17 protein-coding genes are annotated in these 21,826 nt (G+C 71.1%); 11 read left to right on the top strand and 6 right to left on the bottom strand.

All coding sequences use genetic code 11. The annotated features are described in order from the left end of the window. Positions 1-191: 191 nt before the first annotated feature. Positions 192-686 (bottom strand): hypothetical protein, encoded by a 495-nt coding sequence (locus J4H86_RS24450; RefSeq protein WP_236540678.1) that lies wholly within the window; start codon positions 684-686, stop codon positions 192-194. Positions 687-865: 179 nt separating this feature from the next. Between J4H86_RS24450 and J4H86_RS24445 the strand changes: the two genes are divergently transcribed. Together J4H86_RS24445 and J4H86_RS24440 are read left to right on the top strand one after the other, a co-directional pair. Further along, entirely contained in the window at positions 866-1,453 is a 588-nt protein-coding gene (locus J4H86_RS24445; protein ID WP_236540677.1) for a hypothetical protein, read from the top strand. Between the two features lie 653 nt (positions 1,454-2,106). Beyond that, positions 2,107-3,396 (top strand): YeeE/YedE family protein, encoded by a 1,290-nt coding sequence (locus J4H86_RS24440; protein WP_236540676.1) that lies wholly within the window; start codon positions 2,107-2,109, stop codon positions 3,394-3,396. A gap of 26 nt (positions 3,397-3,422) precedes the next feature. Here J4H86_RS24440 and J4H86_RS24435 read toward each other — a convergent pair whose 3' ends face one another. Continuing rightward, positions 3,423-4,259 carry an IclR family transcriptional regulator gene (locus tag J4H86_RS24435; RefSeq protein WP_236540675.1) on the bottom strand — a complete coding sequence of 279 codons (837 nt, stop codon included), beginning with the start codon at positions 4,257-4,259 and terminating at the stop codon, positions 3,423-3,425. A gap of 308 nt (positions 4,260-4,567) precedes the next feature. Here J4H86_RS24435 and hutH point away from each other — a divergent pair, with 308 nt between their 5' ends. The 5 genes from hutH to hutI all read left to right on the top strand — a co-directional run bounded on the left by hutH (position 4,568) and on the right by hutI (position 12,636). Beyond that, positions 4,568-6,106 (top strand): histidine ammonia-lyase, encoded by a 1,539-nt coding sequence (gene hutH / locus J4H86_RS24430; protein WP_236540674.1) that lies wholly within the window; start codon positions 4,568-4,570, stop codon positions 6,104-6,106. Between the two features lie 16 nt (positions 6,107-6,122). Then, positions 6,123-7,814 (top strand): urocanate hydratase, encoded by a 1,692-nt coding sequence (hutU, locus tag J4H86_RS24425; RefSeq protein ID WP_236540673.1) that lies wholly within the window; start codon positions 6,123-6,125, stop codon positions 7,812-7,814. Position 7,815: 1 nt separating this feature from the next. Next, on the top strand, positions 7,816-9,042 hold the full coding sequence (locus J4H86_RS24420) for an allantoate amidohydrolase (RefSeq protein ID WP_236540672.1): 1,227 nt from the start codon (positions 7,816-7,818) through the stop codon (positions 9,040-9,042). Positions 9,043-10,003: 961 nt separating this feature from the next. Further along, the gene (locus tag J4H86_RS24415) at positions 10,004-11,431 is read left to right on the top strand and encodes a formimidoylglutamate deiminase (protein WP_394356412.1); all 1,428 of its coding nucleotides are present in this window, start codon (positions 10,004-10,006) and stop codon (positions 11,429-11,431) included. Then, positions 11,428-12,636: an imidazolonepropionase gene (gene hutI, locus J4H86_RS24410; RefSeq protein WP_236540671.1), complete on the top strand. Its 1,209-nt coding sequence runs from the start codon at positions 11,428-11,430 to the stop codon at positions 12,634-12,636. Before J4H86_RS24415 ends, hutI begins: the two co-directional genes overlap by 4 nt. 43 nt (positions 12,637-12,679) lie before the next feature. Here the strand turns inward: hutI and J4H86_RS24405 are convergent, their stop codons facing one another. Continuing rightward, positions 12,680-14,047: a YjiH family protein gene (locus J4H86_RS24405; protein ID WP_236540670.1), complete on the bottom strand. Its 1,368-nt coding sequence runs from the start codon at positions 14,045-14,047 to the stop codon at positions 12,680-12,682. 371 nt (positions 14,048-14,418) lie between these two features. On the opposite strand from J4H86_RS24405, the gene J4H86_RS24400 reads away from it, so the two are divergent. After that, entirely contained in the window at positions 14,419-14,997 is a 579-nt protein-coding gene (locus J4H86_RS24400) for a dihydrofolate reductase family protein (RefSeq protein WP_236540669.1), read from the top strand. Between the two features lie 27 nt (positions 14,998-15,024). On the opposite strand, the gene J4H86_RS24395 is transcribed toward J4H86_RS24400, so the two are convergent. Together J4H86_RS24395 and J4H86_RS24390 are read right to left on the bottom strand one after the other, a co-directional pair. Then, a complete protein-coding gene (locus J4H86_RS24395; RefSeq protein ID WP_236540668.1) occupies positions 15,025-16,203 on the bottom strand; it encodes an MFS transporter in 1,179 nt (392 codons plus the stop codon). Beyond that, on the bottom strand, positions 16,200-16,559 hold the full coding sequence (locus J4H86_RS24390) for an ArsR/SmtB family transcription factor (RefSeq protein WP_236540667.1): 360 nt from the start codon (positions 16,557-16,559) through the stop codon (positions 16,200-16,202). The genes J4H86_RS24395 and J4H86_RS24390 overlap by 4 nt, the downstream gene beginning before the upstream one ends. 973 nt (positions 16,560-17,532) lie before the next feature. Between J4H86_RS24390 and J4H86_RS24385 the strand changes: the two genes are divergently transcribed. Next, on the top strand, positions 17,533-19,131 hold the full coding sequence (locus tag J4H86_RS24385) for an MFS transporter (protein WP_236540666.1): 1,599 nt from the start codon (positions 17,533-17,535) through the stop codon (positions 19,129-19,131). A gap of 66 nt (positions 19,132-19,197) precedes the next feature. Here J4H86_RS24385 and J4H86_RS24380 read toward each other — a convergent pair whose 3' ends face one another. Continuing rightward, positions 19,198-19,995 (bottom strand): SDR family NAD(P)-dependent oxidoreductase, encoded by a 798-nt coding sequence (locus J4H86_RS24380; RefSeq protein ID WP_236540665.1) that lies wholly within the window; start codon positions 19,993-19,995, stop codon positions 19,198-19,200. 189 nt (positions 19,996-20,184) lie between these two features. Between J4H86_RS24380 and pdxS the strand changes: the two genes are divergently transcribed. After that, positions 20,185-21,120, top strand: a complete 936-nt coding sequence (pdxS, locus tag J4H86_RS24375) for a pyridoxal 5'-phosphate synthase lyase subunit PdxS (RefSeq protein WP_394356411.1) — start codon at positions 20,185-20,187, stop codon at positions 21,118-21,120. 7 nt (positions 21,121-21,127) lie between these two features. Further along, positions 21,128-21,736, top strand: coding sequence for a pyridoxal 5'-phosphate synthase glutaminase subunit PdxT (gene pdxT, locus J4H86_RS24370; RefSeq protein WP_236540664.1), 609 nt, complete (start codon positions 21,128-21,130; stop codon positions 21,734-21,736). Positions 21,737-21,826: the final 90 nt, after the last annotated feature.

Raw genomic sequence — 21,826 nt, 5'->3', positions numbered from 1 at the left:
TCCCCCCCTTCAGCACAGCCTACTTTTCGCGAACCCGATCCGCTCAGGGGCATCCACAGGTCTCCGCGAGGGGGTCCCCTGTCCTCTCCTCACCGCGCCCTGACTCGTCGAGCACCCACACGATCCGCCGAACCGGCCATCGGGTGGAGCACGCGAGGGGGCGGCCGGGCGATCGGCGCGACCGCTCTTTCTCAGGCGTCGCCCGGGCCCTCGTCCTCACCGCGTCGTAGCGTGGACTCCAGCTCGCGCAGTTGCCGATCGAGTTGTTCGACGGTGTGCGCGGCCTCGCGTTCGAAGGCCGCATAGGCCTCCGGGGAGATCTCCCCGCGCTCCGCCCGGCCCGCGAACAGCTCACGGTCTTCCTCGATGGTCTGGAGCTTCCGCCGCCGGAACTCCTCGGCCTCCCGCCTGACCTCGACTCGTTGACGACGGTGGGCGAGCCACTTGTGCAGTCGCCGTGCCCGTGGCCGGTTCTCGCGGGAGAAAGGGACGGCGACGGTCTCTCCACTGCCCAGTCGGAATTCCAGGGTTCCGCGCCGGGACCATCGGCCGCCTTGGACGGCCGTGCGCACGACGTCGTCCATGGCCAGAATCCTGGTACCGGTCTCGGTCCGAACCTCCAACCGACCGTCACGCACCCGCGCTACCACGCCCAGTCCGCCGTCGAACTCCACGGTGTGCCTCACCCTCCGCCGGAAAGCCCGGGACATCTTAACCAGACGGCACTCGCACAGAACAGGTCGATCACCTTGGGCATTCACGGGACAACGCCACGCGATTGTGCGAGTCTGGAAAGGTGCGACAGACCTCCACACTTCAGTCAGCGAGCCAGTTTCCCGACCACGGGCACGGTCCACTGGGTCAGGTGACGCACGGCGCGCTTTCCCTGTTCCGTGACGGGGACCCGCTGACGTACCCCCATCTCTTCGTCGGCTACAACACGCTTCCTGACGCCCCCTACCCCATGGTGGGCTTCATCGCGCAGGACGTGGAGCCAGGCGCGTGGGAATACTGCGACAGTGACCTGCGGACGTTCCTCAGCGCGGGCGCCGAGTCCCTTCGACAGGCCCCCGTCCCCTCGTCGGAGGACTTCGATGCCGAGCACCACCGGTTGCAGCGGATGCTCCGCATCGACGCCCAGGTCGTCGTGTGGCAGACCCACCTGGTCCGGCCTGGCGACAGCGCGGCGGGGCAGGCACTCGCCGAGAACATCGTCGAGGGCTACCTACGTCCCGGGGACCTCGAGGCCTCCCCCGCCGCGACCCCCACACTCACCGCCTGGGCGGTGGACCGTGAGGGGGCCCGGCTCACCATGTGGGTCGACGGCACCGAGGACACGGGCGAGCCCCACGTCGAGGTGGCCCGGCCCAGCCCCCAGGATCCCGTGACCTCCGCTCTGGCCGAACTTCTCCACGCCCAGTACACCTGGACCAACCAGGCCTTCGGACTCTAGAACGCGGCCATCTCGGCGGGAGTGGCTACAATCCCGCCGATGGATGATGGCGTACGGTCACACCCGCTCGCCGCGGCGTTGCACGACTCCGCGGAGGGGCGCGAGGCTCTCAAGGCGCGGCTCGCCCGAACCTCGGCGATCACGGTCACGGATCTCGTGCTGGATCGCGTCGGGTCGGTGCGCTTCCGGCTCGCCTGCGCGAGGATTTTTGGCGGGTCGGATACCCGAGCTACCGGAGCGACGTGTCGCGGCCCGCTGGGAGGCGTCCAACGACGAGAGCCAGACGTGGCACAGGGACTTCGACGTCGCCTTCATCCGCGAACCGGACCACGCCTGTGAGCTCCTGAGCTCCGGCATTCCTCCTCCCCGAGCCGCCGGTTCGCGCACGGCCGGGGCCGGCGTCGCCCGTGTTGGCGCCGTGCGCGTACCATGGTGGGCACTATGTCTGGTCCGGCGAGGTTTTTGCGCATGGTGTTGATTTCCCACGCGCTGACGAGCACTGACGACGGCCTGTGTTGCCGTCGCCACCTCCGGGCTGCCTAACCCGCGCCCTCCCGCCGTCACTGCCGCTTCCCGCACCCGCGGCGACAACCTTCCGACCATTCCCGCGGCCCACGGTCCGGCCGCCTCGTCCTGTCATGGAGCCCTCCGGGATGACGACGTCCATCACGCCTTCCTCCAGCACGAAGGAATCGCCCGCGTCGCGATTGCTCTTCCACAACGCGCTGTCCACACCTCCGCCGTCCGCACCCGCGCTAGACCCCGTCCGCTGGGGCCCGCTCGCCATCGCCGCGGTGGTGGTCGTCGCGTTGGCCTGGTACGTGGGCACCACGCACGGGGCGCAGCAGGCGACGCTGCTCCTGCTCGGCACCGGGCTGGGGCTCGCCCTGTTCCACTCCCGGTTCGGGTTCACCTCCGCCTGGCGGCAGTTCGTCGCGGTGGGCAACGGGACCGGGCTACGCGCGCACGCCCTGCTACTCGGCACCACCGCGACGTTGTTCGCACTGGTCATCGGCACCGGAACCGGGCTGTTCGGCTCAGCGCCGCAGGCTTCGGCCGGGGCGATCGGGGTGGGCCTGTTCCTCGGCGCGTTCCTGTTCGGTATCGGGATGCAGCTGGGCGGGGCCTGCGCCTCGGGCACACTGTTCGCCGTGGGCTCCGGGCAGTCCACCATCCTGGTGACCCTCGCCGGATTCATCGCCGGTTCGATCATCTACAGCGGCATCTGGCCCGCCGTCAGCGACCTTCCCGCGCTTCCGCCGTTCCTGTTGTCGGACCACGTCGGTTGGGCGGGTTCCTGGGGAATCACCATCGCGCTGCTCGTGGCCCTGGTCGTGGGAACGAGGCTGGTGCAGAACCGCCGCACCCCGCCGCCCGTGGGCGCCGTCCCCAGCACGACCGGCTTCCTGCGGGTCTTCCGCGGTAACTGGCCAATGCTTGTGGGCGCGCTGGTGCTCGCCGCTCTGGGGGCCGGCGTCCTGCTGGTGTCCGGCGGGGCGTGGGGCATCACCTCCGCGTTCAACCTGTGGGGGGCGAAGGGGCTGCAGCTCATCGGCCTGCAGCCGGAGACGTGGGCGTTCTGGCAGCAGGAACGCGAGTCGGCCATGCTGGCCGGCCCGGTGCTCGCCGACAAGAACAGCCTCACCAACATCGGCATCGTCCTCGGTGCGGCGGTGGCCGCCGCAGCGGCCGGAAGCTGGAAACTGCACACGGGCATGCGGTGGCGGGTGGTGCTGACCGCCCTGCTCGGCGGAGTGTTGATGGGAATCGGCGCCCGACTCGCCGGCGGTTGCAACATCGGCGCCTACCTGGCGGGGATCGGGTCGGGCAGCCTGCACGGCTGGCTCTGGGCGATCACCGCGCTCGCGGGTACGTGGGTGGGGCTCAAGGCCCGCGTCCTGTTCGGTCTGGGTGTTCCCAAGCCGAGCGACAGCGTCTGCTGACCACCCGCCCACCGGCGGGCGAAGTATCACGCTCCGGAGAGGTGCGCGCCGCGCGCTCGGTGCGCCCCGGCGGGACGGCGCCGCGGGCGAGCCGACCGCGCGGCTCCGGCTCGTCGTCCTCCCATCCGCCGGGTGAGATCGGCGGCGGCGTCACGAACCCCGGCCGCGAGCGCGTCGAGTGTCACCGGACGCGCGCTGGGCACGGTGAGGCTGATCGCGGCGATCGGACTGCCGTTGTGGTCGAACGCGGCCGCCGCAACGGAGGAGAACCCGGTCGTGACCTGCCCCTCCTCGCTCGACCACCCCTGTCTGCGCTCACGGGCGAGTACGTCCCGCAGGTCACTCGGAGTCGCCGGCCCGTTTCCCGTCCGTGAGACGAACTGGTCCCGGCCGGGGTAGAGGGCCCGAACCTGGGCCCGTGGCAGATGCGCCATGATCGCGCACCCCGACGCCGTCAGGTGCGCCGGAAGCCGCACCCCCACGCCGGTCACCAGGGTTGGCACGTGCGGTGGCTGTTCCTTCAGGAGATACAGCGTGTCCGCCCCGTGCAGGATGCCGAGGTGCGCGGTGGCCGCCGTCTCCCGGCTCAGGTCCCCCAGCAGCGGACGGGCCAGCCGCTCCAGGGGGTCATGCCGTAGGTACGCCGTCCCGATCTCGAACGCCGCGATCCCCAACCCCCACCGCCGTTCCTCCGGTAGATGCGTCACGAAGCCTTCCTCCGCCATCGTCTCCAGGATCTGGTAGACGCTGGATCGCGGTAGGCCCAGATCGGTGGCGATCGCCGCCGCCGACACCGGCCCAGGCCGGGTGGCCAAGTAGCGCAACAACCGCAATGCCCTGGTCGCGGCCGGAACGTGACTCATGGGGAGATTGTCACACGCAGGCACCCCCTCTGAACACGTACGAGGCGCGCGCCGAGGCGATCCGCACGCCGGGATGGACCGCTGGGGAGGGGGGCGACGATGCGTGGGGCGGGAAAGCCCCGCGCACACGGGGATGCACCGACGGCGAGGAGTTCCCCGGAGACGGAGACGGGAGACAGGTCCGCGCACGTACGGCCCGGGCGTGCTGGGCTGCCGGAAGCGCGCGGGGCGGCAGCGGGTCTGAGATTTCGGACGGTTCCGCCGCCTGGGTACTCGCTCTGGGGCGGCTGGGAGCGTGCAATGGGGGTGTGAACTCACCGTCGAAGGTCGCGCTGGGGCGCGGGCCACTCACTTTGAACGACGTCGTGGCGGTCGCCCGCGACGGGGTCGCCGTGGTTATCACGGACGAAGCACGGCAGGACGTCGCCGATGGGCGTGCCCGGGTGCGGCGGCTCGCGGAGGAGAGCGAGCCGGCGTACGGGGTCAGTACCGGCTTCGGGGCGCTGGCCACCCGGCACATCGAGCCGGACCTGCGTGCGCGGTTGCAACGGTCTCTCATCCGGTCGCACGCCGCCGGGAGCGGGACGGAGGTGGAACGTGAGGTGGTGCGCGCGCTGATGCTGTTGCGGCTGCGCACCCTCGCCTCCGGGGGCACCGGCGTCCGCATGGAAACGGCCGACGCGCTCGCCGGGATGCTCAACGCCGGCATCACTCCGGTCGTGTACGAGTACGGCAGTCTCGGCTGTTCCGGGGACCTCGCGCCGCTCTCTCACGTCGCGCTGGCACTGATGGGCGAGGGAGAGGTCGACGACGCGTCCGGGACTCGTGTCGACGCGGCGAAGGCCCTGGCGTCCGCCGGTCTGCTCCCCCTCGAGCTCGCCGCCAAGGAAGGGCTCGCGCTCATCAACGGGACCGACGGCATGCTCGGGATGCTGGTACTCGCCTGCCACGACCTCGGTCGACTGCTCCGCGTCGCCGACGTCACCGCCGCCATGAGCGTGGAGGCACTGCTGGGCACGGATCGCGCCTACGCCGCCGAACTCCAGGCCCTGCGGCCGCACCCGGGTCAGGCCGCCGCGGCGGCGAACATGCGCGCGATGTTGTCGGGCTCGGCCATCACGGCCTCCCACCAGGGATGTGGTCGGGTGCAGGACGCCTACTCGCTGCGGTGCGCACCGCAGGTGGCGGGAGCCGCGCGGGACACGCTGGCGCACGCCACTGACGTGGCCGCCCGGGAGCTCGTGGCCGTGATCGACAACCCGGTCGTTCTTCCGGACGGTCGGGTGGAGTCCAACGGCAACTTCCACGGTGCCCCCGTCGGCTACGTCCTCGACTTCCTCGCCATCGCCGCGGCCGACGTCGCGTCGATCGCGGAACGGCGCACGGACCGGATGTTGGACGTGGCCCGTTCCCAGGGGCTGCCCGCCTTCCTGGCCGAGGATCCCGGCGTGGACTCGGGCCACATGATCGCCCAGTACACCCAGGCCGCGATCGTCTCCGAGCTCAAGCGCCTCGCCGCTCCGGCCAGCGTCGACTCCATCCCCAGTTCGGCGATGCAGGAGGACCACGTCTCCATGGGGTGGGCGGCGGCGCGCAAGCTGCGTCGTGCGGTCGACGGTCTGACCCGCGTTCTCGCCGTCGAGCTCCTTACCGCGGCGCGTGCCCTTGACCTGCGCTCGCCGCTGAGCCCAGCGCCCGCCACCGCGGCGGTCCGTGACGCGGTGCGCCAACGTATCCCTGGCCCGGGGCCGGACCGATACCTCGCCCCCGACATCGCCGCCGGCGCCAACCTCATTACCGACGGCTCCGTTCTGGCCGCCGCCGAATCCGTCGTTCCGCTCGCCTGACCAGGAAGGAACACCCATGAGCACCACCGAACCCGCTGGCGGTCGTCCGCGCCCGGTGCGCGCCCCACGCGGAACGTCCCTCACCGCCCGGGGGTGGCAGCAGGAGGCCGCGCTGCGCATGCTGCACAACAACCTGGACCCCGAGGTCGCCGAACACCCGGACCAGCTCGTCGTCTATGGCGGAACGGGGAAAGCGGCCCGCGACTGGCACAGCTTCGACCGGATCACCGCCTGCCTGACCGAGCTGGAGGGCGACGAGACCCTGCTGGTGCAGTCGGGCCGGCCGGTGGGAGTGCTGCGAACGCACGAGTGGGCCCCCCGGGTGCTCCTCGCGAACTCCAACCTCGTCGGCGACTGGGCGAACTGGGAGGAGTTCCGGCGCCTGGACGCCCTGGGCCTGACCATGTACGGGCAGATGACGGCCGGTTCCTGGATCTACATCGGCACCCAGGGCATCCTTCAGGGCACCTACGAGACCTTCGCCGCCGTCGCCGCGAAACGGGGGCGGGCGGGCAGCGGAGATGGTGACCTTTCCGGCACCATCACCCTCACCGCGGGCCTGGGCGGCATGGGCGGCGCACAGCCTCTCGCCGTCACGATGAACGGCGGCGTCGCCATCGTGGTGGAGTGTGACCCGAGCCGGATCGCCCGCCGCATCGACACCGGCTACCTGGACGAGCGTGCCGAGAGCCTCGACGACGCGCTGCGCCTCGCGGTGGCGGCGCGCGACGCGGGACGCCCCCGTTCCATCGGCCTGTTGGGCAACGCCGCCGAGGTGGTTCCGGAACTGCTCGCCCGCGACGCCCCGATCGACATCGTCACCGACCAGACCTCGGCGCACGACCCCCTGTCCTATCTCCCCGTCGGGGTCTCCTTCGAGGAGTGGAGGGACTACGCCGCGGCGAAGCCCGAGGAGTTCACCCAGCGGGCACGTGAGTCGATGGCGGCCCACGTCGCGGCGATGGTCGGCTTCGCCGACGCCGGCGCGGAGGTGTTCGACTACGGCAACTCGATCCGTGGGGAGGCCCGCACCGCCGGGTACACCCGCGCGTTCGACTTCCCCGGGTTCGTGCCCGCCTACATTCGTCCGCTCTTCTGCGAGGGGAAGGGTCCGTTCCGTTGGGCCGCGCTGTCAGGGGACCCGGCCGACATCGCGCGCACCGATCGGGCGGTGTCGGACCTGTTCCCGGAGAACGAGGCGCTGGCTCGGTGGATCCGGCTGGCGGGTGAGAAGGTCTCCTTCCAGGGGTTGCCGTCCCGCATCTGCTGGCTGGGCCAGGGAGAGCGGGCCGCCGCCGGGCAACGGTTCAACGACTTGGTGGCCTCCGGCGAGGTCAGCGCGCCGTTGGCGATCGGGCGGGACCACCTGGACACGGGGTCCGTGGCGTCCCCCTACCGCGAGACCGAGGCCATGAAGGACGGGTCCGACGCCATCGCCGACTGGCCGTTGCTGAACGCGCTGGTCAACACGTCGTCGGGGGCATCGTGGGTGTCCATCCACCACGGCGGCGGGGTGGGCATGGGCCGGTCCCTGCACGCCGGGCAGGTCAGTGTCGCTGACGGCACCCCCTTGGCGGGGGAGAAACTGTGGCGGGTGCTGACCAACGACCCGGCGACCGGTGTGCTCCGGCACGCCGACGCCGGATACGCCGAGGCCGACCGGGTCGCCGAGGAACACGGCCTGCGGATCCCGATGCGGGAGGGATGAGATGTCCGCGAGTTTCGACGCCCTGTGGTCTGACCTGGCCCCACTGGGGCGGGACGGCACCACCGGCGGATACCGGCGATACTCCTGGGGAGCCGCCGACGCCGAGGCGCGCGCGTGGTTCGTCGAGGCGGCCACCGCCCGCGGCCTGGATGTGCGCACCGACGGCAACGGCAACCTGTGGGCGTGGTGGGGGGAGCCCGGTGACGACGCGGTCGTCACGGGATCGCACCTCGACTCGGTGCCCGACGGTGGCGCCTTCGACGGGCCGCTGGGCGTCGTGACGGCACTCGCGGCGGTGGACGAACTCAAGCGGCGCGGTGTGCGCCCCCGGCGGCCTCTCGCCGTGACGGTGTTCGTGGAGGAGGAGGGCGCGCGGTTCGGGATTCCCTGCCTCGGCAGCCGCCTGCTGACCCGAACGCTCTCCCCGGAACGAGCCGCAGCGCTCAGCGACGCCGACGGTGTCACCTGGGCGCGCGCCATGGAGGACGCGGGGCTGGATCCCACGGGGATCGGGCCGGACGCCGCGCTGCTCCGGCGCGTCGGCGTGTTCGTCGAGCTCCACGTGGAACAGGGGCGGGCCCTCGCCCCGATGGGACGGCCCATCGGTGTGGCCTCGGCGGTGTGGCCACACGGGCGCTGGCGCATGGACTTCACCGGCAGGGCCGACCACGCCGGCACGACACGCTTGGCCGACCGCCGCGACCCGATGCTGCCCTTCGCCGAGACCGTCCTCGCGGCGCGCGCGCTGGCCGAGCGACACGACGCCGTGGCCACGGTCGGCAAGGTGCGGGTCAGCCCGAACGGCACCAACGCCATCCCCTCCCAGGTCAGTGCCTGGCTCGACGCCCGCGCCCCCGAGGAGGCGACGCTCCACGCGGTAGTCGACGGCGTCGCCGACAGCGCCCAGCGGCACGCCGACGCCCACGCCGTCGCCCTCACCCACACAGCGGAGTCCGTGACCCCAGTAGTCGACTTCCCGCATCAACTCCGCGACCGCCTGGCCACCATCGTCGGCGACCCAGGCGACCCGGCCCCCGTTCTCCCCACCGGAGCGGGCCACGACGCCGGTGTCCTGGCCGCCAGCGTCCCCACCGCGATGCTGTTCGTCCGCAACCCCACCGGTGTCTCCCACTCCCCCGAGGAACACGCGAACCCCGACGACTGCCACGCGGGTGTCACCGCGCTGGCCGACGTACTCGCCGAACTCCTCAACGGCGGCGCGGGATGACCACGAACGGCGGTGTCCCCCGACCGGCCCCACAGGGCCGGTCGCCGACCCTCGCGCCGGAACGGCCACTCTCCCTCCATGCGCGGTACAGGCCCCCGGAGTTGGTGGGCGACAGCGGTCCCGGCTGGCGGAGTGACACCGTTCTCACCCGCCTGCCGAACATCGGGGTTTCGCGGGTCACCGGGCCACACCGACGCCCCGCGCGCACCATGTTCCCGCGCCCCGGCGGGGGAGGGAGTCATGGACAGCGGCTCGCCACAACCAGGCACCCCCCAGCTGAAGTGAGGCACCCGCGCCCCGTTTCTGGCGGCACAGTCGGGAGGTGGGACGGATGATCACCCACCCGTCTCCGGCGGATGCGCACGCGGACGTGGCCGGATCCGGGCGGGCGCGGGCCGCCAACCCGCCACCCGACTCCGCCACCGACCCGCACCGCCAGACGCGGAACCACGACCGCCCACACTCCCACGCGGGACGCGCGCCGGCTGGCCCCGATACGGGCCGGTGCGGCCCAACGTTCTACGTCCCCGCAGACCCTCTGCGGGGACGTAGCCCAGAAGTGATGGAACGCGACGCCCCGCCGGTCCACCGCGATCGTGGCCACCGCCCTGGACGCATCGCGCCCCGCCTCCGCCTCCGCCTCGAAGGGACCAGGCGCGCGATCGCGGGGGCGAACTCCGGACCTTCCGGGCCGCGACGGACGTGTCGGCGCCAGGGGGAGAACCCGCCCGCGCCCGCTCGGGGTCCCCTACCGAACCAGGCCGACACTCGGACGATCGGCGCGACACGCGACACTCCGCATCCCCGCGCCGGACGCCACGACCAGCCCCCGGACGCTGGGCACACCGGGACGCGGCAGGACACCACGCCCCTGTACCGGTGGGCCTGGGACGGACCGGCGAATCAGCGCACACCATCGTTCATCGCACGGGGACGACCTCACCAGAACGAAAGGCGGACAATGATGACCTCCACCCGCTCCCCCGAGCCGGATCGGGGCCACCACTGGTACTGGTGTGAGTGGGCCTGGACCGGGCGTGGTGGAAATCCGGTGGAGGGGGGCGTGACGATCGGGGTGGACACCCACGGACGGATCGTCTCGGTCGTGGCGGGGACGACCGCGACCGCTGAGGTGGAGCGACTTCCGGGGGTGACTCTCGCGGGCTTCGCGAACTCGCACTCGCACGCCTTCCATCGGGCGCTGCGGGGACGCACCCACGGCAACGGTGGCTCCTTCTGGACCTGGCGGGAGCAAATGTACCGGGTGGCCGAGCGCCTCACCCCGGAGTCCTACTACCGGCTGGCGCGTGGGGTGTACGCGGAGATGGCCCTGGCGGGTGTCACCGCTGTCGGGGAGTTCCACTACCTACATCACGGGCCCGACGGCACCCCCTACAGCGACCCCAACGTGATGGGCTCGGCGCTCGTGGCGGCGGCGGCCGACGCGGGGATTCGGATCACCGTGCTCGACACCTGCTACCTGGCTGGCGGCCTCTCCTCGCGGGGTGGACCGTTACCGCTGGCGGGGCCGCAGGCGCGGTTCGGTGACGGGGATTCCGCGACGTGGGCGGCGCGGGTGGACGGTTTCCGGCCGGACTCGCCCCACGCCCGCGTCGGAGCGGGGGTGCACTCCGTCCGGGCCGTGCCCGCCGACCAGATCCCGACCGTCGCGGAGTGGGCCAGGCGCCGCGACGCTCCGTTGCACGTCCACGTCTCCGAGCAGCCCGCGGAGAACGAGGCGTGTGGCGCCGCCTACGGCCTCTCGCCCACGCGGGTACTGGAGCGGGCCGGGGCGCTGGGGAACCGGACCAGCCTCGTGCACGCCACGCACCTGGACGACGGCGACATCACCGCTGTCCGATCCAGCGGGAGCGCGGTGTGCCTGTGTCCCACCACCGAACGGGACCTGGCCGACGGACTCCCACGCCTCCACGACCTGACGGCCGGGGATGCCGAGGACCCGCCCGCCGTACTGACCGTCGGGACCGATCAGCACGCCCAGGTCGACATGTTCGAGGAGATGCGGGGGGTGGAGCTGCACGAGCGGCTGCGCTCCGGTCGGCGCGGAACGCTCGCGCCCGCCGCGCTGCACGACGCGGCCGGCGCCGCTGGACACGTCCGTCTGGGGTGGGGCGGCGTGGCCACCCCGGAAGCGGGAATCCTGCGTCCCGGCGCCCGTGCGGACCTGGTCACCGTGAGTCTGGACAGCATCCGCCTGTCCGGTTTTGACCCCGAGCACGCCGCCGGCGCCCTGGTCTACGCCGCCACCGCTGCCGACATCCGTCACGTCATGGCCGACGGCCGGTGGATCGTGCGCGACGGCGCGCACGTTCGGGTTCCTGACACCGCCGACGCGCTCGACGCCGCCATCAAGGAGGTGCTCACGTGAGCACAGCGACCCCACCGTCTCTCGTCATCGACAACATCGCCACGTTGGTGACCAACGACCCCGCCCGGGGATCCGACCCACTCGGGGAGGTCAGCGACGCCGCCCTGGTGGTCGAGAAGGGGCGAGTCGCCTGGGCCGGCCCCAGCTCGGACAGCCCCGACGCCGACGTTCGCGTCGACGCCCGCGGCCGATGCGTCCTGCCGGGGTTCGTCGACAGCCACTCCCACATCGTCTTCAGCGGGGACCGCAGTCGCGAGTTCGCCGCCCGGATGAGCGGGCAACCCTACGAGGCGGGGGGTATACGAACCACTGTGGCCGCCACCCGTGCGGCCTCCGACGCCGACCTCGCCGACAACGCGGCCCGGCTGCTGCGTGAGGCGCGCTCCCAGGGCACCACCACGTTGGAGATCAAGTCCGGGTACGGGCTGACGGTCGCCGACGAGGAGCGGGCCCTGCGCGTGGCGGCCGGCGTCACCGACGAGGTCACGTTCCTGGGGGCGCACGTCGTTCCGCCGGAGTACGGCGATGACCCGAGCGGCTACGTCGACCTGGTCACCGGCCCGATGCTGGACGCGTGCGCACCCCACGCCCGCTGGATCGACGTCTTCTGTGAGCGGGGCGCTTTCGACGAGGAGCAATCCCGCCGTGTCCTCACCGCGGGGCGGGATCGCGGCCTGCTGCCCCGCGTTCACGGCAACCAGCTCGGTCCCGGCCCCGGGGTGCGGCTCGCCGTCGAGGTCGGAGCCGCGTCGGTGGACCACTGCACCTATCTCACGCCCGAGGACGTCGACGCCCTCGCCCAGTCGGCCCGGACGGAGCACCCCACGGTCGCGACCCTGCTGCCCGGTGTGGACTTCTCCACCCGCCACCCCTACCCCGACGCTCGGGCGCTCATCGACGCGGGCGCCGTGGTCGCGCTGGCCAGCGACTGTAACCCCGGATCGTGCTTCACCTCCAGCGTGGCCTTCTGCATCGCGCTGGCGGTGCGCGAGACGCGGATGACGCCGGACGAGGCGGTGTGGGCGGCGACCGCCGGCGGCGCACGCGCTCTGCGCCGCGACGACGTCGGCCACCTGGGGGTCGGCGCCCGCGCCGACCTGATGCTGCTGGACGCCCCGAACCCGATCCATCTCGCCTACCGTCCCGGGACTCCCCAGGTGTCCGCGGTGTTCAAGGACGGAGAGCTGGTGAGCGGCACCCTCTGAGCGGGTGACCATCGCGCGGTCCTCACCGAGCCGTCCTGGGCTCCTAGGCGAGGAGGAACACCACATGGGTGATCGCGGCGATGATGGGGATCGCGATCAGGGTGCGTAGGAGGAAGAGGACAAGGCAGTCGCGCAGGCGGATCGGAATGTCCAGCTCCAGCAGTAGCGGGATGGTGGCCGAAAGGAACAGGATCTGGCTCAGGGACAGTACCGCGACGAAGAACCTGGCCTGGATCGCGAGCTCGGTGCTCAGCAGAGCGGGAAGGAACACCTCGCTGATCCCGATCAGGCTCGCGGGCGCGACCGTGTCCGCGTCGGGGATGCCCAGCAGGGCGATCACCGGCTCCAGTGGGCGGCCCAGCCAGGTGAACAGGGGCGTGTGCTCGGCGATGAGCACTGCCACGGTGCCGATCGCCAGGATGGTGGGCAGGATGACGATGGCCAGTCGCAGCCCCTCGGCGCAGGCCCGGACGCTCTCCCGACCGATGGTGTCGGCCGTGCGCGCCCGTTCCACGGCGCGGGTCACCGCGGCCCGGGCGAGACCGCCTTCGGGGGCGGACTCGGGTTGGGGGTCGGTGACGTAGTCGTCGCGGACGCGTGAGAGCGGTGGGATGCGCGCCAGGATCGCCGACAGCGCCAGACACACGAACAGCACCGAGCCGACCACGACCGGGAAGTACGGCATCAGGTCCAGTGTGGCGGTGACGACCGCGAAGAACCCGAGGCTCACCCCACTGAAGCAGGTGGCGAGGATGACCGCCTCGCGCGCGCTGTACTGCCCTTCCACGTACATGCGGTTGGTGACGTACAGTCCGACGGAGTAGCTGCCGACGAACGAGGCGAGGGCGTCGAGGGCGCCGCGCCCTGGGACGCGGAACACCGGGCGCATGATCGGCCGGGCGAAGGTGCCCAGGAACTCCAGCCCGCCGTAGGAGACCAGCAGGCTGACGAACACGGCGCCGATCGGCACGATGACGGCGACGGAGACCACGACGGTGGAGAAGATCATGGGTCCGACGCCGTCGGCGAGGACCGCGGCGGGCCCCACCTCGAAGACGATCATCACGGCGAGGGCGGCGCCCACCAGGCGCACCACGGTGAGCAGCGGCCCCGTACCGAACAGGCTCAGGTCGAAACGCCCGACACGGAGCCGTCCCCGACGTTGGAGCGCGGCGGCGAGGGTGAGGACCGCGGAGGCGATGACGACGACCAGCGCGAAGTAGCGAACCGCCGTCGGGAACCCGTCGGTGATGCCGCTGACGATGACGTCGAACAGGATGGTCCACTTGCCCCCGACCGGGATCGGGAGGAGGAAGAACACCAGCCCGACGAGGGTGGCCGTGACGAACCGGACGCGGCCTCGCGCCGCTGGGACTTCGGTGGCGGGTGGACTCTCGGAACGTTCGGGCATGGCGCGACCTTCCGGAACGGGGCGGGGGGAAACGCCTGGTCTCTGCGGTGGCCACCATTGTGGATACGCCAAACCCCACCGCTCCGGCCGACAGACCCCCGAAGTGATCCGTCCCACCGCTTCGGGGCCGCTGACCAGGAAAGATCCACATCGCAGAGTCTCGGATTTCAGACAAAGTCTGCGCCGACACCGTGAATCGCCGCTGCGCACCGCCGGTGTCGCCGTTCCCGGATTCTGTCGGGGCCCGTCAGTACAGTGTTCTTCTCCGAGCGGGATCCACGGGGGCTTGGGAGGTCCCCCGGCGGGGAGTTCCCGGAACATCCCTGGCCGACCCACCAGCGGTCGCCCACCGCACCAGTAGAGGACGAACCATGCGCACGCTCATCTACACCGCCTTCGTTTCCCTGGACGGGGTCGTGGACTCGCCTGGTGGCGGCACCGGCGAGACACACCGCAGCGTCGGCTGGACCTTTCAGGACATCGAGATGGTGGAGGAGGCCTACGAGATCAAGGCCACCGAACAGGAGGAGGCGGGTGCCCTGATGCTGGGCCGCACCTCCTACCAGGCGTTCTCAACGGTGTGGCCGGACATAGAGGAGTTCGCGACCTACCGGACACTCCCGAAGTACGTCGTCTCCACCACGCTGCGGGACGAGGACCTCGTCGAGAACTGGGGTGAGACCACGATCCTGCGGTCGCTCGATGACGTCGCCGCGGCGAAGGAGTCCGACGGAGCCCCGATCATCGTCCACGGAAGCGCCACCTTGGCACGCGGCCTTTCCGACGCCGGGCTCCTCGACCGGTATCACCTCCTGGTGTTCCCGGTTCTGCTCGGCGCCGGAAAGCGCATGTTCAGCGACACCGACAAGGACAAGCAGCCGTTGCGCCTCGTGGACAGCCAGGCCTACCGCAACGGCGTGCAGAAGATGGTCTTCGACGTCGTTGGGTGAGCCCGGCGGTCGACGGTCCGAGGACACTCACGCCGCGCGGGACTCCTCGGGTGCGGCGTGGGCGATCGGGGCGCGGCGCCGCCGACGGGCGACCACGAGCGGGGTGATCAGCAGGGCCAGGAGGGCGACCCCGGCTGCCCAGGTCGGAAGCTGGCCGGCCCTCAGGTCCACGGCGAGCAGGGCACTACCCGCCGCCGATCCCACGGCCGACCCGAGGTAGATCGCCGACATCTGGAACGCGACGAGCGACGTGGTGCGTTCTGGCCGGCTACGGGTGAGGACGTCCTGCAGGGTTGGGACCACGGCCCAGCCGCAGGCACCCCACAGCAGGACGGCGACGAGCCAGGCGGTCGGTTCGTCGACGAAGGCGAGGACGACGAACGAGGCGAGCAGCAGTCCCGCGATGACGGGCAGCAGGCGGCGGGATCCGAAGACGTCGATGGGCCTGCCGACCAGCGCGGCCCCGGTCACGCCGCCGATCCCCCACGCCCAGACGAAGGCGAACCCCCACCCGGCCATTCCCTTGTCGGCCGCCATCGGCAGGAGGTAGGTGTACAGGCCGAGACTGCTCACGCCGAAGAGGAACGCCACACCGACCCCGGCCGCGACCCGCGGGATGATGATCGATGACAGTCCCGTGCCCCCACGTCCGCCGATGTCCGGCATGGGCCGCGCTCGGGTCGCGATGGCGAGCATGCTCACCAGGCCGACGCCCACCACCAGGCCCATGGTCCAGCGCCAGCCGAACTGCTGCCCGATGAGCATCCCCAGCGGAACCCCCATCACCGTGCCGGCCGACAGTCCGAGGGTGACCAGGGCCATGGCCCGGCCGCGCATCTCCGCCGTCACCATCCCGGCCGCCGCGGAAGTCGCCACCGCGGTCAGCACACCCGCTCCGATCCCGGCGACGACCCGTGACCCAAGGAAGACACCCAGGTTGGGCGCGAGCGCGGTGACGAGATTCCCGACGTTGAACACCGCGAGCGCCACCAGGAGCCCGCGCCGCGTGGAACCGGCGACCAGCGGCCCGGAGAGCAGCGGTCCGGCGAGAGCATAGGCACCCGTGAACGCGGTGACACCCAACCCGATCGCGCCCACAGTCGTGGTCAGGGAACCAGCGATCTGCGGCAGCACTCCCGCGAGTACGTAGGCGTCGATACCGAGCGCGATCGCGGCGACGACGAGCGGCCACACCGTGCGGATCATCGGATGCCGTCCTCGCCGTCCGGGTCGCGCGCGAGCTCCGTTTCGGCGAGGTATCCGGCCAACACGGTCTCCACCAGCCCCGGGAAGCGTTGGGCGAGGTCCTCACCGCGGAGCGTGATCATGCACTTTCTCCCCTCGGCGCGGACGAAGACCACTCCTGACTCCCGGAGCAGGCTCGTGTGATGCGTGAGTGTCGAACGCGGCAGGTCGGGTCCGAGCTCGATGCTGTCCACCTCACCCTCGGCGGCGAGCTTGCGCACCATCGCCAGCCGCAAGGGCTCACTCAACGCGAACAGCACCCGAGCGAGCTCGATTTCCTCGGGCTCGGGGTGGACATAGGTCCGGACGGCGGCCATCCCAACTCCAAACGTGCGACTTTTCTCGAACAATGATTATTCGACAATAACCGCACAATCACCTGCGCGTACCGTGCCGTCCCTCACAGCGGCGCCCCTCGGGTGCCCCACGCCCAGACAGGGGACACGCCCCCGGCCGAGGACCGCCGACCACCGATTCGCCGCACCCCCTCCCCGCCCCGCAGGGACAACGCACCAACCGGAGCACGCACCGTCCACCGCAAGCCGAACGATGCCCACATCCATCGAGGGTCGCACCGACGGAGAAGCCCTCGAAGCTTCCCGTGGTGGGAGCGGAGCTGATCCGTGCCGCCGACTTCGACGAACGCTCGTAGCCGTCATCGGTGCCGTGAGACGGGCCCACATCCCCACCCTCGCTCCATCCGACAGGGCGACCCCGGAGGCACACGTCGCGCACGCGATCCGCCCACCCCCGGAGGACCCGCGTGACCGCCAGCGGAAGTCCATACCCCCGCCCCGAGGCCCACCCGGCGCCGAATCGTCGAACTTCGGACACCGGCAGCCGCGACAGTCCCAGCGCACCGCTCGCTCCCCGCGCTCGCTTTTCCCGGCACAGAGCACTCCCGCCCGCTCGCGCCACGCCGACCGGCACTCTCCACGCGCGACGACACCGCCGTGACCCTCGACCGACCCTCGGCCGACACACCGTCAACCGGAGGTCACCCCCCGGCCGGAGACGGACGCCGGACCTCACCTCCCAACCGATCGACGGGGCCGAGCCTTACAGATAACGCGTAGCGCCCTCGAGGTCTTGGAAGAACGCAGGGACTCGACCCTCCGCAGTACGTCACCAGGAGGAAGCGTGACGCGCATAGAGACGGAAGCAGCGTGGCGCACCCTCGCCCCAGAACCCAATTGACATGAAGTTTGCTTTAACTTCTAGTTTTGGACTCTGACGGACCGAAGAGGTTCGCCGTTGTCCGCACTGCCCCCACACTCCGGAGGACCCGCGATGTCGACGTCCGACCGTGCCCCCACCCGTGCCTGGCTTGGCCTGGCCGTACTCACGCTGCCCCTGGTGATGGCGGCGACAGACATGTCGGTCCTGTTCCTCGCGCTGCCGAGCATCGCCGGTGACCTTTCCCCCGGGAGCACCCAGATGCTGTGGATCCTGCACGTGGGGGCGTTCCTGGCGGTGGGGTTCGCGCTCACCATGGGGCGTGTGGCCGGGCGGATCGGGCCACGACGGCTGCTCACGGTGGGATTGGTCGTCTACGGAGCCGGATCACTCGCCGCGGCGTTCTCGCCAAGTCCTGAGGTGCTTATCGCCATGCGGGCCCTCCTCGGGTCGGCGGAGGCCACCATCATGCCGGCGACCATGATGCTGCTGCGCCCCATGTTCCCCAACCCGCGCCAGTTCGCCATCGCGATCGCTGTGGTGATGAGCTCCTTCTCCGCGGGCATGGCGTTGGGGCCACCCTTGGGCGGGATCCTGTTGGAGCACTTCTGGTGGGGCGCGGTGTTCCTGGTGAACGTTCCCGTGGCCGTGGTGGTTCTCCTGGCCCTGCCGGTGCTGCCCTCGCCTCCGGCGGAGGCGGCCGGGCGGGTGGACCCGCTCAGTGTCCTGCTGTCCCTCGCCGCCATCATCGCGGTGATCTTCGGACTCCAGGAGATCGCCGACATCCAGGCCAGCGGGGCCGACACCGCGCGGTGGCCCTACGTGCTCACGGTGGTGGCCGGTATCGTCCTGGGCGCCGTCTTCGTACGACGCCAACTCCGGCTGGAGGACCCGCTGCTGGACCTGCGGCTGTTCCGGACCCCCGGGTTCGGTGTGGCGCTCCTGGCGATGATGCTCATGCTGCTGGGGATCGGCGGCGCCGACATGCTTCTCGCGCAGTTCCTGCAGTCCGTGCGTGACTTCTCCCCCGCCCAGGCGGGCGGGCTGCTTCTGATCCCGGCCCTGATGTCGATCGTCGGCGGAATGCTCGGCCCCGCACTCACACGCTGGACCCGCCCCGCCTATGTCATGAGTGGCGGCCTGGTCCTAGCGGCCATCGGTGCCCTGGTGATCGCCCTTCTGGCGGACGGCGCCCCCACCCCCGTACTCGTGGCCGCCGCGACCCTGATCGCGTTCTCCTTGGGCCCCCTGTTCACGCTGGGCTACAACGTGATCGTCGGCGCCGTCCCCGAACGCCACTCAGGATCGGCCGCCGCCCTCGGTGACGTCAGTGGTGGACTGGGCAACGCGTTGAGCCTCGCGTTCCTCGGCAGCCTGGGCGCCTTCATCTACCGGTGGGGCCTGGAGCGCTCCGCACCGCGGGACGTCACCGACTCGGCCGTGGGCGACGCCGGCGACAGTATCGGCGGCGCGGTGACCGTAGCCGACGGGCTCCCGCCGGCGGTGGGACAGGAGCTCCTGACCGTGGCACGAGAGTCGTTCACCACCGGAATGCAGGCCGGATACGCCTTCGGCGCGGTCCTGCTCGTCGCGGTCGCGGTCCTGGTGGCGACCCGGCTGCGGGCGATTGGCCTCGACGGTGACCGTGAGACCCCCGGTCACGAGGAGCAGGCACCGGCGAACGCACCCGCCAACGCACCCGCCACGCCCTGAGGTCACCCGAGGCGTGATCGCTGAGGGGGTGGGTTCGGGAGGTATCGCCCGAACCCACCCCCTGGCTCAGTCCGCCACCGCTCCGGCGGTGACGTTGACCGCTGTCGCCGTGACCGACCTCGCGTGGTCAGAGGCGAGGAAGACCGCGAGTTCACCGGCTTCGGTCAGCGTCGGGAGCCGCTTCAGCATCGTCTCTCCCTGGAGCGCGGAGAGGAGCTCCTCACCGCTCGTGTCTCCGGCGTAGCTGCTGCCGTAGTCGGGAGCGTCCAGGAGCGACTCCACGAAACCCGCCGTGCGCAGCCAGACCACACGCACGCCCTGGGGGCCGAGTTCGCTGGCCCACTGCCGACAGACGCTCTCCACCGTCGCCCAGGTGACCATGGTTCCGCCCATCTCGGGGTGTGGTGGCCCATAGCCGGTCACTGTCATGACCGCTCCGGCGCCGGCGGGGGCCATGTGCCGTGCCGCGGCCTGGAACACGGCGTGCTGGACACGCAGCGCGGTGACGATCGGCCGGCTGAACTCGTCGAAGGGCATCGCGACGAGGGGACTCCCTTGAACGTCGCCGTAGGTGACCGCGTTGAAGCAGGCGTCCACCCGCCCTTGTTCCGCCACCACCGTGTCGAGGTGACGTCCGACCGCCGCCGCGTCAGCGGCGTCGAGGCGTTCGGTCCGGCACCACCCGCCCTGGGCGGCGATCTCGTCGGCGACCGTGGCCAACCCGCCCTCTGATCGTCCGACGAGGTACACCTTCGCCCCCGAACGGGCGAAGGCCCGAGCGACGGCACCCCCCACGGCCCCGCCCGCCCCGTAGACGACGGCGATCTTGTTCTCCAACACCGGAACCTCCCAGATGGACGTCACGCGCGTTCAATCGTTCGCACGTTCGATACGTCCGACTGGGCCCAACCGAGAAACCCATCGCGGTGTGCCCGGCCGGAAGAGGCGCCATACCAGGGGGTGGCCACGGATCCCCTGGTGACAGGGGTTCTACCATGGAAGGAGGAGCGTGGGGTGGGGCTTCTCACCGCGCGCGGCAGCCTTTCTGAGCAGATGAGCAGACTTGGAGACCTCGCCGTGAGTGACACCGCCGGGAACCCGACCGAGAGTGTGCGTGGCACCACCCGCGTCAAGCGCGGCATGGCGGAGCAGCTCAAGAACGGCGTGATCATGGACGTCGTCACGCCCGACCAGGCGAAGATCGCCGAGGACGCCGGTGCCGTCGCGGTCATGGCGCTTGAGCGCGTACCGGCCGACATCCGTCGCGACGGCGGTGTGGCACGCATGTCCGACCCGGACATGATCGACGGCATCATCGCGGCCGTGTCGATCCCAGTCATGGCCAAGGCGCGCATCGGCCACTTCGTCGAGGCGCAGGTCCTGCAGTCACTCGGCGTGGACTTCGTCGACGAGTCCGAGGTCCTCACCCCCGCCGACGAGGCGTTGCACATCGACAAGTGGGCGTTCACCGTCCCGTTCGTGTGCGGGGCGACGAGCATCAGCGAGGCGCTGCGCAGGATCGGTGAGGGCGCCGCGATGATCCGCTCGAAGGGCGAGGCCGGAACCGGGAACATCGTCGAGGCGACGCGGCACATGCGCGCGATCCGGTCCGAGATCCGCCGCTTGGGCACTTTGGACGAGGCCGAGCTGTTCGGCGCCGCCAAGGAGCTGCGCGCGCCCTACGACGTCGTCCGCGAGGTCGCCGAGCTCGGCAAGCTCCCCGTCCCGCTGTTCTCCGCCGGCGGCGTCGCCACCCCCGCCGACGCGGCGATGATGCGCCAACTCGGCGCCGAGAGCGTGTTCGTCGGTTCCGGGATCTTCAAGTCCGGCGACCCCGCCAGGCGCGCCGACGCGATCGTGCAGGCCACCCTGCACTACGACGACCCGTCGGTGATCGCCAACGTCTCCCGTGGGCTGGGCGAGGCCATGGTCGGCATCAACGTGGACGAGCTGCCGGAGTCGGAGCGCTACGCCAGCCGCGGCTGGTAGCCCGACGATGGCCACCACCGAGACCATCGGGGTGCTCGCCCTCCAGGGAGACACCGAGGAACACCTGCGGGTCCTCGCCTCACTGGGGGTCCTAGGGCGCCCCGTGCGCGGACCGGCCGACCTGGACACGGTGGGCGCGCTGATCCTGCCCGGCGGGGAGTCCACCACCATGGCGAAGCTCGCCGCCAGATACGACCTGCTGGATCCGCTGCGTAAGCGGATCGCCGACGGGATGCCCACCTACGGCACCTGCGCGGGCATGATCCTGCTCGCCGACCGTCTTCTGGACGCGGCGGCGGGCCAGCGGAGCCTCGGCGGGATCGACATGACCGTGCGCCGCAACGCGTTCGGCCGACAGACGGAGTCCTTCGAGGCTCCCGTCGAGATCGCCGCCCTCGACGGGGGACCGGTCGACGCCGTGTTCATCCGCGCCCCCTGGGTCGAGTCCCTCGGCTCCGACGTCACGGCGCTCGGCCACGTCACCACCGGCCCCCACACCGGCCGCGTCGTCGCCGTCCGTCAGCGCCACCTGTTGGCCACGGCCTTCCACCCCGAGCTGACCGGCGACACCCGGATCCACCAGTACTTCGTGGAGATGGTGCGCGAACAGCGATAGCGCGATGAATGCCCACCCGGCGGAGGCGTCGTCGCGGGTCGGGACGCCCGGAAGTCGCGGCGCGGAGACGCCGACGCTCACGCGCGCTGT

Source organism: Spiractinospora alimapuensis, from assembly GCF_018437505.1.
GTDB classification, from domain to species: domain Bacteria; phylum Actinomycetota; class Actinomycetes; order Streptosporangiales; family Streptosporangiaceae; genus Spiractinospora; species Spiractinospora alimapuensis.
Note: the sequence above shows the minus strand (reverse complement) of the source record. Positions and strands in the feature narration are given on the sequence as shown.

What these genes read in the sequence shown, in the direction of transcription:
- J4H86_RS24440 (WP_236540676.1), top strand. Translation starts at nt 2,107, where the DNA reads ATGACGACGTCCATCACGCCTTCCTCCAGCACGAAGGAATCGCCCGCG.
- J4H86_RS24435 (WP_236540675.1), bottom strand. Translation starts at nt 4,259, where the DNA reads ATGAGTCACGTTCCGGCCGCGACCAGGGCATTGCGGTTGTTGCGCTAC.
- hutU (WP_236540673.1), top strand. Translation starts at nt 6,123, where the DNA reads ATGAGCACCACCGAACCCGCTGGCGGTCGTCCGCGCCCGGTGCGCGCC.
- J4H86_RS24420 (WP_236540672.1), top strand. Translation starts at nt 7,816, where the DNA reads ATGTCCGCGAGTTTCGACGCCCTGTGGTCTGACCTGGCCCCACTGGGG.
- J4H86_RS24415 (WP_394356412.1), top strand. Translation starts at nt 10,004, where the DNA reads ATGATGACCTCCACCCGCTCCCCCGAGCCGGATCGGGGCCACCACTGG.
- J4H86_RS24405 (WP_236540670.1), bottom strand. Translation starts at nt 14,047, where the DNA reads ATGCCCGAACGTTCCGAGAGTCCACCCGCCACCGAAGTCCCAGCGGCG.
- J4H86_RS24400 (WP_236540669.1), top strand. Translation starts at nt 14,419, where the DNA reads ATGCGCACGCTCATCTACACCGCCTTCGTTTCCCTGGACGGGGTCGTG.
- J4H86_RS24395 (WP_236540668.1), bottom strand. Translation starts at nt 16,203, where the DNA reads ATGATCCGCACGGTGTGGCCGCTCGTCGTCGCCGCGATCGCGCTCGGT.
- J4H86_RS24390 (WP_236540667.1), bottom strand. Translation starts at nt 16,559, where the DNA reads ATGGCCGCCGTCCGGACCTATGTCCACCCCGAGCCCGAGGAAATCGAG.
- J4H86_RS24385 (WP_236540666.1), top strand. Translation starts at nt 17,533, where the DNA reads ATGTCGACGTCCGACCGTGCCCCCACCCGTGCCTGGCTTGGCCTGGCC.
- pdxS (WP_394356411.1), top strand. Translation starts at nt 20,185, where the DNA reads ATGAGCAGACTTGGAGACCTCGCCGTGAGTGACACCGCCGGGAACCCG.
- pdxT (WP_236540664.1), top strand. Translation starts at nt 21,128, where the DNA reads ATGGCCACCACCGAGACCATCGGGGTGCTCGCCCTCCAGGGAGACACC.